The sequence below is a fragment of the Streptococcus mitis genome (assembly GCF_001579045.1).
In the GTDB taxonomy this organism is placed as follows: Bacteria; Bacillota; Bacilli; order Lactobacillales; family Streptococcaceae; genus Streptococcus; species Streptococcus mitis_D.
In genome coordinates this window covers 1,922-19,245 of record NZ_KQ970261.1, presented here as the reverse complement: position 1 = coordinate 19,245, position 17,324 = coordinate 1,922, and the positions used below count along the sequence as shown (strand labels likewise).

The 17,324-nt window shown below is 40.9% G+C and carries 12 protein-coding genes, 1 tRNA gene and 2 pseudogenes; 11 read left to right on the top strand and 4 right to left on the bottom strand.

Annotation, left to right across the window (positions count from 1 at the left end; translation table 11 throughout):
* Nucleotides 1–59: 59 nt before the first annotated feature.
* The 6 genes from SMIDD28_RS00075 (at nt 60) to ftsY (ending at nt 7,597) form a co-directional block, all read left to right on the top strand.
* Nucleotides 60–131, top strand: a tRNA-Arg gene (locus SMIDD28_RS00075).
* A gap of 335 nt (nt 132–466) precedes the next feature.
* A complete protein-coding gene (rnc, locus tag SMIDD28_RS00070) occupies nt 467–1,165 on the top strand; it encodes a ribonuclease III (protein WP_000661487.1) in 699 nt (232 codons plus the stop codon).
* The gene (gene smc, locus SMIDD28_RS00065) at nt 1,156–4,695 is read left to right on the top strand and encodes a chromosome segregation protein SMC (RefSeq protein WP_061423805.1); all 3,540 of its coding nucleotides are present in this window, start codon (nt 1,156–1,158) and stop codon (nt 4,693–4,695) included. Before rnc ends, smc begins: the two co-directional genes overlap by 10 nt.
* The gene (locus tag SMIDD28_RS00060; RefSeq protein WP_061423803.1) at nt 4,692–5,486 is read left to right on the top strand and encodes a Cof-type HAD-IIB family hydrolase; all 795 of its coding nucleotides are present in this window, start codon (nt 4,692–4,694) and stop codon (nt 5,484–5,486) included. Before smc ends, SMIDD28_RS00060 begins: the two co-directional genes overlap by 4 nt.
* A complete protein-coding gene (locus SMIDD28_RS00055; RefSeq protein ID WP_061423801.1) occupies nt 5,486–6,304 on the top strand; it encodes a Cof-type HAD-IIB family hydrolase in 819 nt (272 codons plus the stop codon). The genes SMIDD28_RS00060 and SMIDD28_RS00055 overlap by 1 nt, the downstream gene beginning before the upstream one ends.
* Nucleotides 6,305–6,307: 3 nt before the next feature.
* Nucleotides 6,308–7,597 carry a signal recognition particle-docking protein FtsY gene (ftsY, locus tag SMIDD28_RS00050; protein ID WP_061423799.1) on the top strand — a complete coding sequence of 430 codons (1,290 nt, stop codon included), beginning with the start codon at nt 6,308–6,310 and terminating at the stop codon, nt 7,595–7,597.
* A 45-nt stretch (nt 7,598–7,642) separates the two neighbouring features.
* Here ftsY and zwf read toward each other — a convergent pair whose 3' ends face one another.
* The 3 genes from zwf to SMIDD28_RS00035 form a co-directional block, all read right to left on the bottom strand.
* Nucleotides 7,643–9,130, bottom strand: a complete 1,488-nt coding sequence (gene zwf / locus SMIDD28_RS00045; protein WP_061423795.1) for a glucose-6-phosphate dehydrogenase — start codon at nt 9,128–9,130, stop codon at nt 7,643–7,645.
* 150 nt (nt 9,131–9,280) lie between these two features.
* The gene (locus tag SMIDD28_RS00040) at nt 9,281–10,021 is read right to left on the bottom strand and encodes an amino acid ABC transporter ATP-binding protein (protein ID WP_061423792.1); all 741 of its coding nucleotides are present in this window, start codon (nt 10,019–10,021) and stop codon (nt 9,281–9,283) included.
* Entirely contained in the window at nt 10,021–12,186 is a 2,166-nt protein-coding gene (locus tag SMIDD28_RS00035; protein WP_061423788.1) for an ABC transporter substrate-binding protein/permease, read from the bottom strand. Before SMIDD28_RS00035 ends, SMIDD28_RS00040 begins: the two co-directional genes overlap by 1 nt.
* A 173-nt stretch (nt 12,187–12,359) precedes the next feature.
* Here SMIDD28_RS00035 and SMIDD28_RS00030 point away from each other — a divergent pair, with 173 nt between their 5' ends.
* The 5 genes and pseudogenes from SMIDD28_RS00030 to SMIDD28_RS00010 all read left to right on the top strand — a co-directional run bounded on the left by SMIDD28_RS00030 (nt 12,360) and on the right by SMIDD28_RS00010 (nt 17,056).
* Nucleotides 12,360–13,313, top strand: coding sequence for a CPBP family intramembrane glutamic endopeptidase (locus SMIDD28_RS00030; protein ID WP_061423786.1), 954 nt, complete (start codon nt 12,360–12,362; stop codon nt 13,311–13,313).
* Nucleotides 13,314–13,389: 76 nt separating this feature from the next.
* Nucleotides 13,390–15,378, top strand: coding sequence for an excinuclease ABC subunit UvrB (gene uvrB / locus SMIDD28_RS00025; protein WP_023933623.1), 1,989 nt, complete (start codon nt 13,390–13,392; stop codon nt 15,376–15,378).
* Nucleotides 15,379–15,387: 9 nt separating this feature from the next.
* Nucleotides 15,388–16,014, top strand: coding sequence for an NAD(P)H-dependent oxidoreductase (locus tag SMIDD28_RS00020; protein ID WP_061423784.1), 627 nt, complete (start codon nt 15,388–15,390; stop codon nt 16,012–16,014).
* Nucleotides 16,015–16,028: 14 nt separating this feature from the next.
* Nucleotides 16,029–16,517, top strand: a pseudogene (locus SMIDD28_RS00015) (GNAT family N-acetyltransferase).
* A gap of 71 nt (nt 16,518–16,588) precedes the next feature.
* Nucleotides 16,589–17,056: an 8-oxo-dGTP diphosphatase gene (locus SMIDD28_RS00010; RefSeq protein WP_061423782.1), complete on the top strand. Its 468-nt coding sequence runs from the start codon at nt 16,589–16,591 to the stop codon at nt 17,054–17,056.
* On the opposite strand, the pseudogene SMIDD28_RS11495 reads toward SMIDD28_RS00010, so the two are convergent.
* Nucleotides 17,053–17,130, bottom strand: a pseudogene (locus SMIDD28_RS11495) (DNA-binding transcriptional regulator); the annotation flags it as partial. The gene SMIDD28_RS00010 and the pseudogene SMIDD28_RS11495 sit on opposite strands and share 4 nt — an antisense overlap.
* Nucleotides 17,131–17,324: the final 194 nt, after the last annotated feature.

The window sequence follows — 17,324 nt, the reverse complement described above, 5'->3', positions numbered from 1 at the left end:
CTTCATTCCGGGAAAAAACTTGTTATTAAAGCAAATTTTTGTTATAATGAAACAAGTTTCCACCCTTAGTGTAATGGATATCACGTAAGATTCCGGTTCTTGAGATGGGGGTTCGATTCCCTCAGGGTGGATGTAAACATCCTAAAAAGCCTTTAATAGGGCTTTTTTCTTTACACAGCCCTAAATTGGCCCTTAATACTCTTCGAAAATCTCTTCAAACCACGTCAGCGTCGCCTTACCGTAGATATATGTAACTGACTTCGTCAGTTCTATCCACAACCTCAAAACACTGTTTTGAGCAACCTGCGGCTAGCTTCCTAGTTTGCTCTTTGATTTTCATTGAGTATAAAACTGAAAATCTCTTTCTAAAGAATGCCCAAATGCTTTCCAGTCCCATTTTAAAGTGACTCAGGGGGCTTTTTTTGATATAATAAAAAGGACTGTTATCAGTTAGAAAGAGGTTGGTATGAAAGAATTACAAACTGTACTAAAGAACCATTTTGCAATCGAATTTGCAGACAAAAATTTACTGGAGACTGCCTTTACTCATACGAGTTATGCCAATGAGCATCGCCTCTTAAAAATTTCACACAATGAACGCTTGGAATTTTTAGGAGACGCTGTTCTACAGTTATTGATTTCAGAATATCTGTATAAAAAATATCCTAAAAAGCCTGAGGGTGACTTGTCTAAACTCCGTGCCATGATTGTCCGTGAGGAGAGTTTGGCTGGCTTTGCGCGTGATTGCCAGTTTGACCAGTTTATCAAGCTAGGTAAGGGGGAAGAAAAATCTGGTGGTCGTAATCGTGACACCATTCTTGGTGATGCCTTTGAAGCCTTTCTTGGTGCCCTCCTTTTGGATAAGGATGTTGCCAAAGTCAAGGAATTTATCTATCAAGTCATGATTCCCAAGGTTGAAGCAGGCGAGTTTGAGATGATTACAGACTACAAAACCCATCTCCAAGAGTTACTTCAGGTCAATGGCGATGTGGCTATTCGTTATCAGGTGATTTCTGAAACGGGTCCTGCCCACGATAAGGTCTTTGATGTAGAAGTTCTTGTCGAAGGTAAGAGCATTGGTCAAGGTCAAGGTCGTTCTAAGAAATTAGCAGAGCAGGAAGCTGCCAAAAATGCCGTTGAGAAAGGGCTGGATTCATGTATTTAAAGGAAATCGAAATTCAGGGATTCAAGTCTTTTGCTGACAAGACTAAGGTCGTCTTTGACCAAGGTGTGACGGCAGTCGTTGGACCCAATGGATCTGGAAAGTCAAATATCACAGAAAGTCTGCGTTGGGCCTTGGGAGAGTCAAGTGTTAAGAGTCTACGTGGTGGCAAGATGCCGGATGTCATCTTTGCTGGAACTGAAAGTCGTAAACCGCTCAATTATGCTTCTGTAGTTGTGACTTTGGATAATCATGACGGATTTATCAAGGATGCTGGTCAAGAAATCAGGGTAGAACGTCATATCTACCGTAGTGGAGATAGCGAATACAAGATTGACGGCAAGAAAGTCCGTCTGCGTGATATTCATGACCTTTTCTTGGATACAGGTTTGGGACGAGATTCCTTCTCCATCATTTCCCAAGGGAAGGTTGAGGAGATTTTCAACTCCAAGCCTGAGGAACGTCGTGCCATTTTTGAAGAAGCTGCTGGAGTTTTAAAATACAAGACTCGCAGAAAAGAAACTGAGAGTAAACTACAACAAACTCAGGATAATCTAGACCGCTTAGAGGACATTATCTACGAGTTGGATAATCAAATCAAGCCTCTTGAGAAGCAAGCTGAAAATGCCCGTAAGTTTTTAGACTTGGAAGGACAACGTAAGGCTATTTACTTGGATGTTTTGGTTGCTCAAATTAAGGAAAATAAGGCTGAACTAGAGTCGACAGAAGAAGAGTTGGCTCAGGTTCAGGAACTCTTGACGAGCTATTACCAAAAGCGTGAACAATTAGAAGAGGAAAATCAGAATCTCAAGAAGCAACGTCAAGATTTACAGGCTGAAATGGCCAAAGACCAAGGCAGTTTGATGGATTTGACCAGTCTGATTAGTGATTTAGAGAGAAAATTAGCCCTATCGAAACTGGAATCTGAGCAAGTAGCCCTGAATCAACAGGAAGCACAAGCCCGTTTGGCTGCTTTGGAGGATAAGAGAAATTCTCTCAGCAAAGAAAAAACTGATAAGGAAAGCTCTTTAGCACTTTTAGAGGAAAATCTAATCCAAAATAATCAAAAACTCAATCGTTTAGAAGCTGAATTACTTGCTTTTTCAGATAATCCTGACCAGATGATTGAGCTCTTGCGTGAACGTTTTGTAGCACTTTTACAGGAAGAAGCCGATGTCTCAAACCAGTTTACCCGTATCGAAAACGAGTTGGAAAATAGTCGTCAGCTTTCTCAAAAACAAGCAGATCAACTAGAAAAGCTCAAAGAACAACTGGCTACAGCTAAAGAAAAGGCAAGTCAGCAAAGGAATGAGCTTGAAACTGCCAAGGAGCAGGTTCGGAAATTATTGGCGGATTATCAAGTCTGTGCCAAGGAGCAAGAGGAGCAGAAAGCTTCCTATCAAGCTCAACAAAGTCAACTATTTGACCGTCTGGACAGTCTTAAAAACAAGCAGGCCAGAGCTCAAAGTTTGGAAAATATCCTGAGAAATCACAGTAACTTTTATGCAGGTGTTAAGAGTGTTCTCCAAGAAAAAGCCCGCCTTGGTGGAATTATTGGTGCTGTTAGTGAGCACCTGACCTTTGATGTGCATTATCAAACTGCCTTAGAAATTGCCCTTGGTGCAAGCAGCCAGCACATCATCGTAGAAGATGAAGAGTCGGCAACCAAAGCTATTGATTTTCTCAAACGGAACAGAGCTGGTCGCGCGACCTTCCTTCCGTTGACAACGATCAAGGCGCGTACGATTTCTAGTCAGAACCAAGATGCTATTGCTGCAAGTCTAGGCTTCCTTGGCATGGCAGATGAGTTGGTGTCGTTTGATAAGAGACTAGAAGCCATTTTTAAAAACTTGCTAGCTACGACGGCTATCTTTGATACCGTAGAACATGCGCGTGTAGCAGCTCGTCAGGTTCGTTATCAGGTTCGCATGGTGACACTGGATGGGACAGAGCTGCGCACGGGTGGTTCCTATGCGGGTGGTACCAATCGCCAGAACAACAGCATCTTCATCAAGCCAGAACTGGAACAATTGCAAAAAGAAATTGCTGAAGAAGAAGTAAGCTTGCGTTCTGAAGAAGTGAGTTTGAAGACCTTGCAAGACCAGATGGCTAGATTGACCGAATTATTAGAAGCTATTAAATCTCAAGGAGAGCAGGCACGTATTCAGGAGCAAGGCTTGTCCCTCGCTTATCAGCAGACCAGTCAGCAAGTTGAAGATTTAGAAACTCTTTGGAAACTCCAAGAAGAGGAATTAGATCGTCTTTCTGAAGGAGATTGGCAAGCAGACAAGGAAAAATGCCAAGAGCGTCTTGCTACCATTGCCAGTGAAAAGCAAAATCTGGAAGCTGAGATTGAAGAGATTAAGTCTAACAAAAACGCCATCCAAGAACGTTATCAGAACTTGCAAGAACAGGTAGCGCAAGCTCGCCTGCTTAAGACAGAACTACAAGGGCAAAAACGTTATGAAGTTGTTGATATTGAACGTTTAGGCAAGGAATTGGATAATCTGAATATCGAACAAGAGGAAATCCAGCGCCTTCTTCAAGAAAAGGTTGATAATCTGGAGAAGGTTGATACAGAATTGCTCAGTCAACAGGCTGAAGAAGCCAAAACTCAGAAAACAAACCTCCAACAAGGTTTGATTCGCAAGCAGTTTGAGTTGGATGATATTGAAGGTCAACTGGATGATGTTGCTAGTCATTTGGACCAGGCTCGCCAGCAGAATGAAGAGTGGATTCGCAAGCAAACACGTGCTGAAGCCAAGAAAGAAAAGGTCAGCGAGCACTTGCGCCATCTACAAAGTCAATTAACAGACCAGTATCAGATTAGCTATACTGAAGCACTAGAAAAGGCACATGAATTGGAAAACCTCAATCTGGCAGAGCAGGAAGTTAAGGATTTAGAGAAGGCTATTCGCTCGCTGGGTCCTGTCAACTTGGATGCTATTGAACAGTACGAAGAAGTTCACAGCCGTCTGGATTTCCTAAATAGCCAGCGAGATGATATTTTGTCAGCGAAAAATCTGCTCCTTGAGACCATTACAGAGATGAATGATGAGGTCAAGGAACGCTTTAAATCAACCTTTGAGGCTATTCGTGAGTCCTTTAAAGTGACCTTCAAGCAGATGTTTGGTGGAGGTCAGGCGGACCTGATTTTGACTGAAGGAGACCTGCTGACAGCTGGGGTTGAGATTTCTGTTCAACCTCCAGGCAAGAAAATCCAGTCGCTTAACCTCATGAGTGGTGGTGAAAAAGCCTTATCAGCTCTTGCCTTGCTCTTCTCTATTATTCGTGTTAAGACCATTCCATTTGTTATCTTGGATGAGGTAGAGGCTGCGCTGGACGAAGCCAATGTTAAACGCTTTGGAGATTATCTCAACCGCTTTGACAAGGACAGCCAGTTTATCGTCGTAACCCACCGTAAGGGAACCATGGCAGCGGCCGATTCCATCTATGGAGTGACCATGCAAGAATCAGGTGTCTCAAAAATTGTTTCAGTTAAGTTAAAAGATTTAGAAAGTATTGAAGGATGACAATTAAACTAGTAGCAACGGATATGGACGGAACCTTCCTAGATGGGAATGGGCGCTTTGATATGGACCGCCTCAAGTCTCTCTTGGTTTCCTACAAGGAAAAAGGGATTTACTTTGCGGTGGCTTCGGGGCGCGGATTTCTGTCTCTAGAAAAATTATTTGCTGATGTTCGTGATGATATTATTTTCATCGCGGAAAATGGCAGTTTGGTCGAATATCAAGGTCAGGACTTGTATGAAGCGACCATGTCTCGTGAGTTCTATCTATCAACTTTTGAAAAGCTGAAAACGTCACCTTATGTAGATATCAATAAACTACTCTTGACGGGAAAAAAAGGCTCTTATGTGCTAGATACGGTTGATGAGACCTATTTAAAAGTGAGTCAGCACTATAATGAAAATATCCAAAAAGTAGCGAGTCTGGAAGATATTACAGATGACATTTTCAAATTTACAACCAACTTCACAGAAGAAATGCTAGAAGCTGGAGAAGCTTGGGTAAACGAAAACGTTACTGGTGTTAAGGCTATGACAACTGGCTTTGAGTCCATTGATATTGTTCTGGACTATGTCGATAAGGGTGTGGCCATTGTTGAATTAGCTAAAAAACTTGGTATCACAATGGATCAGGTCATGGCTTTTGGAGACAATCTAAATGACTTGCATATGATGCAGGTTGTGGGACATCCTGTAGCTCCTGAAAATGCACGACCAGAAATTTTAGAATTAGCAGAGACTGTGATTGGTCACCATAAGGATCAGTCGGTTATAGCTTATATGGAGGGTTTATAATGGCAGATATAAAATTGATTGCATTGGACTTGGACGGGACCTTGCTGACTACTGATAAAAGGTTGACGGATCGTACCAAGGCAACCTTGAAAGTAGCGCGTGATCGTGGTATCAAGGTCGTATTGACAACTGGTCGTCCCTTAAAAGCTATGGATTTCTTTCTCCATGAGCTAGGGACTGACGGCCAGGAAGATGAGTATACGATTACCTTTAATGGTGGTTTGGTTCAGAAAAATACAGGTGAAATCCTTGATAAGACTGTCTTTTCATATGATGATGTAGCACGCTTGTATGAGGAAACAGAGAAATTATCACTTCCTCTTGATGCCATCTCAGAAGGAACTGTTTATCAAATCCAATCGGACCAAGAAAGTCTTTATGCCAAATTCAATCCAGCTTTGACTTTTGTACCAGTTGACTTTGAAGACCTGTCTAGTCAAATGACCTACAATAAATGCGTGACTGCCTTTGCTCAAGAACCCTTGGATGCAGCCATTCAGAAGATTTCTCCAGAATTGTTTGACCAATATGAAATCTTTAAATCACGTGAAATGTTGCTAGAGTGGTCACCAAAGAATGTTCATAAAGCAACAGGTTTGGCAAAACTAATCAACCATCTCGGAATTGACCAAAGCCAAGTCATGGCCTGTGGTGATGAGGCCAATGACCTTTCTATGATTGAGTGGGCAGGGCTCGGTGTTGCCATGCAAAACGCTGTTCCTGAAGTTAAGTCAGTCGCAAATGTGGTAACTCCAATGACCAATGATGAGGAAGCTGTCGCCTGGGCTATCGAAGAATACGTGCTAAAGGAGAACTAAGATATGGGATTATTTGACCGTCTATTCGGAAAAAAAGAAGAACCTAAAATCGAAGAAGTTGTAAAAGAAGCTCTGGAAAATCTTGATTTGTCTGAAGCTACTGAGCCTGTCCTTACAGAAGCTGAGGAAGTTCCTCAAGAAGAAGCAGAGGTTGAAAGTTTTGAAGAACCTGTGCTTGAAGAAGAGGAAATCCAAAAAACTGTTGAAGAAAATTATGATTCAGAGCCAGTTGTAGAAGTTCAACAAGAAGAAGTCGAAGAATTGCCAAACTCAGAAGAAGTCACAGAGGAAGAGAATCCTGAGTTTCTAGATACTGTAGAAGAAAATAATTCTGAAGTTCTTGAAGCAGAAACTCCTCAAGCAGAAGAAACCGTTCAGGAAAAATATGACCGCAGTCTCAAGAAAACTCGTACAGGATTTGGTGCTCGCTTGAATGCCTTCTTTGCTAATTTCCGCTCTGTTGACGAAGAATTTTTCGAGGAACTGGAAGAACTGCTGATTATGAGTGACGTTGGTGTCCAAGTGGCCTCAAACTTAACAGAGGAGTTACGTTACGAAGCCAAGCTTGAAAACGCCAAGAAAACGGACGTTCTTCGCCGTGTCATCATAGAGAAATTGGTTGAGCTTTATGAAAAGGATGGCAACTACGATGAAAGCATCCACTTCCAAGATGGCTTGACAGTCATGCTCTTTGTCGGAGTTAATGGTGTTGGGAAAACAACTTCTATCGGGAAACTAGCTCACCGCTACAAACAAGCTGGTAAGAAGGTCATGCTGGTTGCGGCAGATACCTTCCGTGCAGGGGCAGTAGCCCAGCTAGCTGAATGGGGCCGTCGTGTGGACGTTCCAGTTGTGACTGGACCTGAAAAAGCTGACCCAGCCAGTGTAGTCTTTGATGGAATGGAACGTGCCGTGGCTGAAGGTATCGATATTCTCATGATTGATACTGCTGGTCGTTTGCAAAACAAGGACAACCTTATGGCTGAGCTGGAAAAGATTGGTCGTATCATCAAACGTGTTATGCCTGAAGCACCGCATGAAACTTTCTTAGCTCTTGATGCATCAACAGGTCAAAATGCCCTAGTACAGGCCAAAGAATTTTCAAAAATTACTCCTTTAACAGGAATTGTCTTGACTAAGATTGATGGAACTGCTCGAGGTGGGGTTGTTTTAGCCATCCGTGAAGAACTCAATATTCCTGTAAAATTGATTGGTTTTGGTGAAAAAATCGATGATATTGGAGAATTTAACTCAGAAAACTTTATGAAGTGTCTCTTGGAAGGCTTAATCTAATTAAAAGCAAAAATCCTGCAAGCTACAATCTTGCAGGAAATTTTTTTATTCTAAACGACCATCTTGACGATAGGCGATATCAGGTTGCCAAGTCCATTTGGCATCGAATTTTTCAAGTAAGTCAAAGCTGGCTTGAGGTCCCATGCTTCCAGCTTTATAGTCATGAAGTGGGGCACCATTTTCAGCCCAGAGCTCTTCGATACGGTCAATCAATTTCCATGACGCACCAACTTCATCCCAGTGGCTAAAGTTAGTTGAGTTGTTATTTAAGACATCATAAATCAATTTCTCGTATGGTTCTGGAGAAGCACCAGTTGCGGTCGCATCTGTGCGGTAATCAAGTGAGTTAGGAGCCAAGTTAAATTCTTCTCCTACTTGCTTCCCATTTAGACTAAGAGAGAAGCCTTCTGTTGGTTGGATATAGATGGTCAAAATGTTTGGAGCAAGTGGTTCTCCAAAGATAGAGTCCATTTGTTTAAAGACGATGTTGACATGAGTTCCTTTTTCAGTCAGTCGTTTACCAGTACGGAAGAAGAAAGGAACACCACGGAATCGATCGCTGTCTACAAAGAAAGCACCAGATGCAAAGGTTTCAGTTGTAGATTCTGGATTTACATTTGGCTCGCTACGATAAGAGATATATTTCATGCCATCAATCTTACCAGAGCGGTATTGGCCACGGATAAAGTGTTCTTTAAGTTCTTCATCGGTTGGATGATAGAGATTTTTAAAGACCTTAATCTTTTCAGCACGAATCTCGTCCTTTGTGAAGCTTGCTGGCTTGTCCATAGCAAGGAGAGAAAGCAGTTGTAGTGTATGGTTCTGTACCATGTCACGGAGGGCACCAGATTCATCATAGTAGCCACCACGTTCTTCTACACCCAAGCGCTCCGCAAAGGTAATTTGAACATTGTCGATAAAGTCTTTGTTCCAAACGTTTTCAAAAATCAGGTTTGCAAAGCGAACTGCAAAGATGCTTTGGATCATTTCCTTACCAAGATAATGGTCGATACGGAAAATTTGTTCTTCATCAAATGTCGCTAGGAGTTCGTCATTTAATTTGCTTGCAGTTGCGTAATCTGTACCAAATGGTTTCTCAACGATTAGGCGTTCAAAACCTTTACCATCTACAATGTTTTCAGACTTGAGGTGCTTGGCAATGGTTCCAAAGAATTGAGGAGCCATAGACAAGAAGAAGAGCTTGTTGTGTTCAGCTTGGTACTTGTCATTTAGTTCATCCTGCAATTGACGTAAAGCGATGTAGTGCTCTGTATCATTGACATCATGGCTTTGATAGTAGAAGTGACTAGCGAACTTTTGAGCCTGTTCGGTACTATCTGCCAAATCAAGGATAGATTCGACTACAACAGATTCAAAATATTCCTTGCTCCAAGGACGACGAGCAGTTCCAATAACGGCAAAGTGCTCGGAAAGATTGCCGGATTTATATAGTCTAAAAAGGGAAGGGTAGAGCTTGCGTTTAGCCAGGTCTCCACTCGCACCGAAAATTGTAACAATAACCTTAGATGACATCTAGCTACCTAATTTCTATTTTTATTCCTAGTCATGCTAGGTATGAGGAAATCTCATTTCATAAACTTAATTCTAACATAATTTTCCGAAAAATCAAAAAATCCAATACGAGATAGAAAAAAACTGCAAGGAAATCCTTACAGTTTAAGTTTAAACGTTTAAGACCTTGTCCAAGAAATCTTTCAGACGAGGGTGCTGAGGGTTATCAAAGATTTGGTCAGGTGTTCCGTCTTCTAGGAACTCGCCATCTGCAGTAAAGATAACGCGGTCGGCAACCTGACGGGCAAATCCCATCTCATGGGTTACGATAATCATGGTCATGCCTTGTTTAGCCAAGTCTTTCATAACGTTTAGTACGTCTCCGACCATTTCAGGGTCAAGGGCAGAAGTTGGTTCATCAAAGAGCATGATGTCTGGATTCATTGCAAGTCCACGAGCGATGGCCACACGTTGTTTTTGACCACCTGATAGGCTATCTGGGTTGGCATTAGCTTTATCTGCTAGTCCAACCTTTTCAAGCAACTCCATTCCCAATTTCTCAGCTTCTTCCTTAATCATTAACTTGTGCTCAATAGGAGCAAAAGTGATGTTGTCTAAAACAGACATATGTGGGAAGAGGTTGAAGTGTTGGAACACCATTCCGATATTTTCACGGACGTGGTCAACGTTGGTTGTTTTATCAGTTAAGTCATAACCGTTCACAGTGATGTGACCACTAGTGACTTCTTCTAAAAGATTGAGGCTACGGAGGAAGGTTGACTTACCAGAACCCGAAGGGCCGATGATACAAACAACATCTCCTTCATAGAATTTAGTCGTAATTCCTTTTAGGACTTCATTTTTTCCGTAGCTTTTGTGTAAATCAGTTACATCAATTTTTAATTTTGCCATTAATGAATCCTCTTTTCTAAGCGTTTCGCTAGTTTAGTCAAAAGCGTGATAATTACAAGATAGAAGATAGCAAGGATTGCATACATCTTGAAACTTTGGTAGTTACGGGCAATGATAATCTTACCAGTTTGGAAGAGTTCAACCAAACCGATAGCAGAAACGATGGTTGTATCTTTAAGAGCGATAACGAATTGGTTGACAAAGTTTGGCAACATCAATTTAGTTGCTTGTGGCAAGATAATCTTACGCATGGTTTTTCCATAAGAGATACCCAAGCTGCGGCTGGCTTCCATTTGTCCAACTGGAACGGCTTGAATACCACCACGAACAATCTCAGCGATATAAGCAGCTGCATTGAGCGATAGGGCAATAGTACCAGCTACGAAGTCGTTAATTGGACTTTGTTGGCCTGTGATGGACTCGATGAAGTTTGGAATTCCCCAGAAGATGAAGGCTGCAAGAATCATCAATGGGATACCACGAATGACATCAACGAAAATTTCAGAGATGACACGGAGAGATTTGTATGGGCTAACGCTAAACATACCGAAGATAATCCCGATGACAATGGCAATAGCAAATGAGATAAGAGCTAGAGCAAGAGTGATACCAAGACCACTAAGGAGTTGTTTGTAGTTGTTTTGAAGCAAGCCCCAGATAGTTGTTTCGTCAACAGTGCTTGTTGGAGTAGTTGAAGATTCGCTAGCTAGGTATTTGTCAAGAATCTTTTGGAATTCACCGTTTGCTTTAAGGTTTGCAAGTCCGTTATTGAACATTTCAATCAATTCTGGATTTGTGCCTTTTTTAACGGCAAAGGATGTTTCTCCAATTGGACTTCCAGGGATTGGTGTTTTCAATTTTTGACCTTGGCTGATAGAATATTTGAGAACAGGTTCATCATCCATAACAGCATCAATGGCACCAGTGTTTAAACTGTCATACATTGATGAACCATCAGCGAAGGTTTTAATTTGATAACCGTATTTGCTTTGATTTTCTGTTAGGAAGGTTTGAGAAGCAGTTCCGTTTTTAACACCGACCGTCTTCCCTTTCAAATCTTCATAAGAAGCAATGGTACTTGATTCTTTGACGCCGAGGATTGTGTTTGCAGTGTAGTATGAATCTGAGAAATCAAAAGTAGCCTTACGAGCATCTGTGACAGACATACCAGCAATGATACCATCTGCTTGACCAGCTTGGACAGCGTTAATAGCAGCATCGAAACCAGGGTTGATGATTTCAATTTCAAAACCTTGGTCTTTAGCGATTGCCTTAATCAATTCCATATCAATACCAGTGTATTGGTTGCTTGAATTTTGGAAAACAAAAGGTGCAAAAGAAGAATCGCTGGCAATGATGTATTTAGCTTTAACAGGAATGGCTTTTAAGCCTGCTAGAGTAGTTGTAGTTGGCACTGCTGAAGATGATGGAGCAGTCCATTTCTTGATGATTTTATCAAGACTACCATCTTTTTTCATTTCAGCCAAGGCTTGGTTAAATTCAGTAACTAGGTGCTCGTATTTGCTTCCTTTTTTAACACCGAAAGCAAAACTCCCTACAGCTTCACCATCCATTTCAATATGGAGGTCTTGACCTTGGTTAATGGCATACTCGATAACAGGTTTATCATCCATCATGGCATCAATTGAACCAGCACTTAAGCTGTTGTTCATCAAATCACCAGTGTCAAATGTTTTAATAGTAAAGCCGTATTTATCTTTAATCGTTTCTAGGAAACGTTGAGCGGCTGTTCCGTTTTTAACACCAACAGTTTTACCAGACAATTGGTCGTACTGACTAATCTTGTGTGCCTTTGTAGTTGCAATGACAACTTTTGTATCATAGTAAGTATCAGACATGGTGAAGACTTTTTCACGTTCTTTAGTCTTTGTCATCCCTGCCATGATAGCGTCAGCTTGACCAGCTTGAACCGCATTGACCGCTGCGTCAAATCCAGGATAGGACATTTGAATGTTCCATCCTTTAATCTCAGCGACTTTGTTAATAATATCAACATCAATTCCTTTATAAGTTTGATCTGAATCTTTAAACTCAAAAGGTGCATAGGCGGTATCAGAAACAATCTTAATCGTTTCAGCTTTGGCAATACCTAATGAGAAAATTGGGAATAAAATTAGCAAAAATGCTAGAAATTTTTTCTTCATTTTTAGTCTCCTTTTCCGAATATTCTCCCATTATATCAGAAAAAGTAAAAAAAGGCAAATTTTTATATTTTTTGTGTCAGAAAATATAACATTGATTTTTTCTTTTCTTTCTTGAATTGCTACTATAAAGTGCTATAATAATAGTATATAATGGAAGAAAAGAGGACGGGGATATGAAGAACAAAAGAATATTTAAAGACTGCCAAGCTTCAAAAATGAGTTTAAACATTTACACAAGCCCCTTGTTAGCCTTTGCTTTTGTCTTCATAGGAGAGTTTGTGGCTTTTACTCTGTATGGTATTAGTTTGTTAGCTCTCATCGGACTTTTTAGAAATTTTGGAGAGGCTGGTCAAAATCTTGCAAGCTACTTACAGACCTTGCATCAGAGCTTGATGGATAAAACAAGTGACTTTCATTTAATTTTAGATTTACTGGCCTTTGGTTTTATTCTCAACACTGTGTTCAGATGGACTAGAAAAGTTGAGAAAAGACCTATTCGAACCTTGGGATTTTATAGAGAGAATTTCCTAAGCAATCTCCTTAAGGGATTTGGTCTAGGCCTGGCACTTTTTCTTCTGACCTTGTTAGGTTTAGTAGCTTTAGGGCAATATCGTTTTGAGTCCATTAACTTGGATCCTTATTCGCTTGCCTTTGTCATTTTTACCATTCCATTTTGGATTTTACAGGGGACAGCAGAAGAAGTGGTGGCCCGTACTTGGCTCCTTCCTCAATTGGCCTCAAGAACCAATCTAAAACTTGCTGTTCTTATATCTAGCCTATTCTTTACTTTGCTTCATGCTGGGAATTCTGGTCTTACACCTTTATCTCTAGTGAATCTCTTTTTATTCGGAGTTGCCATGTCACTTTACCTCCTCAAAACAGATACAGTTTGGGGTATTGCAGGTATTCATGGAGCTTGGAATTTCGCACAGGGCAACCTCTTTGGAGTATTAGTTAGTGGTCAACCATCAGGAACGTCTCTGATGACCTTTTTACCACAAGGCGATCAAGGCTGGTTATCAGGAGGATCTTTTGGGATTGAAGGTTCTATCATGACAAGTCTGGTTTTACTACTGCTGATTGTCTATCTCGCTTACCAATTAAAGAAAGAAAATGAAAGGATGTGACTTGGGTCCGTCCTTTTCTTCGTGAAAATGCTACAAATATGCTAAAATAGGAATAGCACATCGAGAGAGGATTCTTATGATCAATCGCATTACAGACAATCAATTTAAACTAGTATCAAAATATCAACCTTCAGGAGACCAACCTCAAGCTATTGAGCAGTTGGTTGATAATATCGAGGGGGGAGAAAAAGCTCAGATTCTGATGGGGGCGACTGGTACAGGGAAGACCTATACCATGAGTCAAGTCATTTCCAAAGTCAATAAACCAACTCTGGTTATTGCCCACAATAAAACTCTAGCAGGCCAGCTCTATGGGGAGTTTAAGGAGTTTTTTCCTGAAAATGCCGTTGAGTACTTTGTGTCTTACTATGATTATTACCAGCCAGAAGCTTATGTCCCTTCTAGCGACACCTATATTGAAAAGGACAGTTCTGTCAATGACGAGATTGATAAGCTCCGCCACTCAGCGACTTCAGCCCTTTTGGAGCGCAATGATGTTATTGTCGTGGCTTCAGTCTCTTGTATCTATGGTTTGGGTTCGCCCAAGGAATATGCTGATAGTGTCGTTAGTCTCCGTCCTGGTCTAGAGATTTCTCGTGATAAACTCTTGAATGACCTGGTTGATATCCAGTTTGAACGTAATGATATTGATTTCCAACGCGGAAGATTTCGCGTTCGTGGAGATGTAGTGGAGATTTTCCCAGCTTCCCGTGATGAACACGCTTTTCGAGTAGAATTTTTTGGAGACGAAATTGACCGTATTCGTGAAGTGGAGGCTCTGACAGGTCAGGTGTTGGGAGAAGTGGATCATTTGGCGATTTTCCCGGCCACTCACTTTGTGACCAATGACGACCATATGGAAGTTGCCATTGCCAAGATTCAAGCAGAATTAGAAGAGCAACTAGCTATCTTTGAAAAGGAAGGCAAACTGCTTGAAGCCCAGCGCTTGAAACAACGGACAGAGTACGATATCGAAATGCTGCGTGAGATGGGCTATACAAATGGGGTTGAAAACTATTCACGTCATATGGATGGACGGAGCGAAGGAGAGCCTCCTTATACGCTTCTCGACTTCTTCCCAGATGATTTTTTGATTATGATTGACGAGAGTCACATGACTATGGGGCAGATCAAGGGCATGTACAATGGGGACCGTTCGCGTAAGGAAATGCTGGTTAATTATGGTTTCCGTTTGCCATCAGCTTTGGACAATCGACCTCTCCGTCGTGAAGAGTTTGAAAGCCATGTGCATCAGATTGTTTACGTTTCAGCAACACCTGGTGACTATGAAAATGAACAGACCGAGACAGTGATTGAGCAAATCATTCGTCCGACAGGTCTTTTGGATCCTGAGGTGGAAGTCCGTCCGACTATGGGACAGATTGATGACCTCCTAGGTGAAATCAATGCTCGTGTTGAAAAGAACGAACGAACCTTTATTACAACCTTGACCAAGAAAATGGCCGAAGATTTGACTGACTACTTCAAAGAAATGGGCATCAAGGTCAAGTACATGCACTCAGATATCAAGACTTTGGAACGGACGGAGATAATTCGTGACCTGCGCTTGGGTGTCTTTGATGTCTTGGTCGGAATCAACCTGCTCCGTGAAGGGATTGACGTTCCTGAAGTGAGCCTCGTAGCGATTCTCGATGCTGACAAGGAAGGTTTCCTTCGTAATGAACGTGGCCTTATCCAAACCATTGGCCGCGCTGCCCGTAATAGCGAAGGCCATGTCATCATGTATGCGGATACGGTTACCCAGTCTATGCAACGTGCCATTGATGAAACTGCCCGCCGTCGGAAGATCCAGATGGCCTATAATGAAGAACATGGTATTGTGCCTCAGACAATCAAGAAAGAAATCCGTGACCTGATTGCCGTGACCAAGGCAGTTGCTAAGGAAGAGGACAAGGAAGTCGATATCAATAGCCTTAACAAACAAGAGCGCAAAGAGCTGGTCAAGAAACTAGAGAAACAAATGCAAGAAGCCGTCGAAGTGCTTGACTTTGAACTAGCAGCTCAGATTCGTGATATGATGTTGGAAGTCAAGGCCTTGGATTAGGGGAATTTTATGAATATTTTAGTTATCAATGGACATCCTGATAAAGAAAGTTACTGCCAAGCAATTTTTCAAACGATTGTAGAAAATATAGACTCAAAGAGACATGAACTTGAAATGATTAATCTTAATGAGGAAGAGTTTGATCCTGTTTTACGTTATGGTTATCGACAAAGGATGGAGGACGATCCGTTTATTTTACGCTCTCAAGAATTAATCCAGTGGGCAGATCATTTCATTTTTGTTTATCCTATTTGGTGGAGTAGTATGCCTAGTCTATTGAAGGGCTGGATTGATCGTGTTTTTACGCCAGGCATTGCATACTCTGTCAACAATCAAGGAAGCTTTATTTTGAATTACTTGAGAGGTAAACAGTTCAAAAAGTTACTAAAAGGAAAAACAGCTAGTATCTATGCAACCTCCATGGCACCAACTTGGTGGTACAAAGTATTTTCAGGTCCGATTAACATTCCAGATAGTTATGGAATATCAGTATTAAAGAATGCTGTATTGAATCATTGTGGCATAAAAACAAAGAGGGTTTCAATCTTAGGAGAGTTAGGCCGTGAAGTAAATACAAGTTCAACAAGACAAAAATTTCTACAAAAAGTAGCAAAGGAAGTCAAGGCGTTGGATTAAGGAGAAGAAAATAAATGACGGTTGTTATCAAATCAATGGAAACTCCTGAAGAGATAGAAGGTAAATCCCTTGTTCACTGGCAAACGTGGAGAGAGGCTTATGATGACCTTTTGCCTGCAGAATTTCAGGAGACAATGACATTAGAAAGGTGTCGATTCTTCAGTCAAAAGTATCCAGAAAATACATGGATTGCGATGGATGGTGTGAAGATAGTTGGTTTTATCAGTTATGGTAACTTTCGTGATGAGACTATTCAAGCTGGTGAAATTATTGCTTTATATGTTTTAAAAGACTATTATGGAAAAGGAATCGCACAAAAGTTAGTGAAAGTAGCTTTGACTGCTCTTAATCATTTTTCTGAAATTTTCTTATGGGTATTGAAAGATAATAAGTGAGCCATTGCTTTCTATCAAAAAATGGGTTTCACTTTTGATGGTCAAGAAAAAATACTTGAACTTGGAAAGCCTATAAGGGAAAAACGGATGGTATTCTATTCTAAATAATTTTAAAAAGTAGAAGATAATGTCACTGGTACAAGTCTGAAAATGTAATAAATTAGAAAGTGAGTCTATGTATGTCTCGAGCACAATTAACAATTTTAACAAACATTTGTCTAATAGAAGACCTCGAAACCCAGCGCGTGGTGATGCAGTATCGCGCCCCTGAAACCAATCGCTGGTCTGGTTATGCCTTTCCAGGAGGCCATGTAGAAAATGGCGAGTCTTTCGCAGAGTCTGTCATTCGTGAAATCTATGAAGAAACAGGGTTGACTATCCAAAATCCTCAACTTGTCGGTATTAAAAATTGGCCACTAGATACAGGTGGGCGCTATATTGTCGTTTGTTATAAGGCGACTGAGTTCTCTGGTACCCTTCGCTCTTCAGAAGAGGGAGAAGTTTCTTGGATTCAAAAAGACCAGATTCCAAACTTGGATCTGGCCTATGATATGCTACCTTTGATGGAGATGATGGAAGCTCCTGACAAGTCTGAATTTTTCTACCCTCGCCGTACAGAAGACGATTGGGAAAAGAAAATCTTCTAGTCTTTTACTAAATAACCTAGCTGATTCAAGGCCTCCTCGATATAGTGGAGGTCTTGTTGTGTTTCCTGTCTAATAGTAATAGAAGATTAGGAAAAAACATATATACTCGCTAAAATTAAATGCTAAATTAAAAAAAATATATGGTTATGCTATTTTTTTAAAAAAAAATAGTGTAAAATAGAGGGTGTACTATGGTTTTTTAAACAAGTGTGGTACCAAAAATTAAAAATCATATCCTTTCCTTAAATTACTAAAATATTTAAGGGGG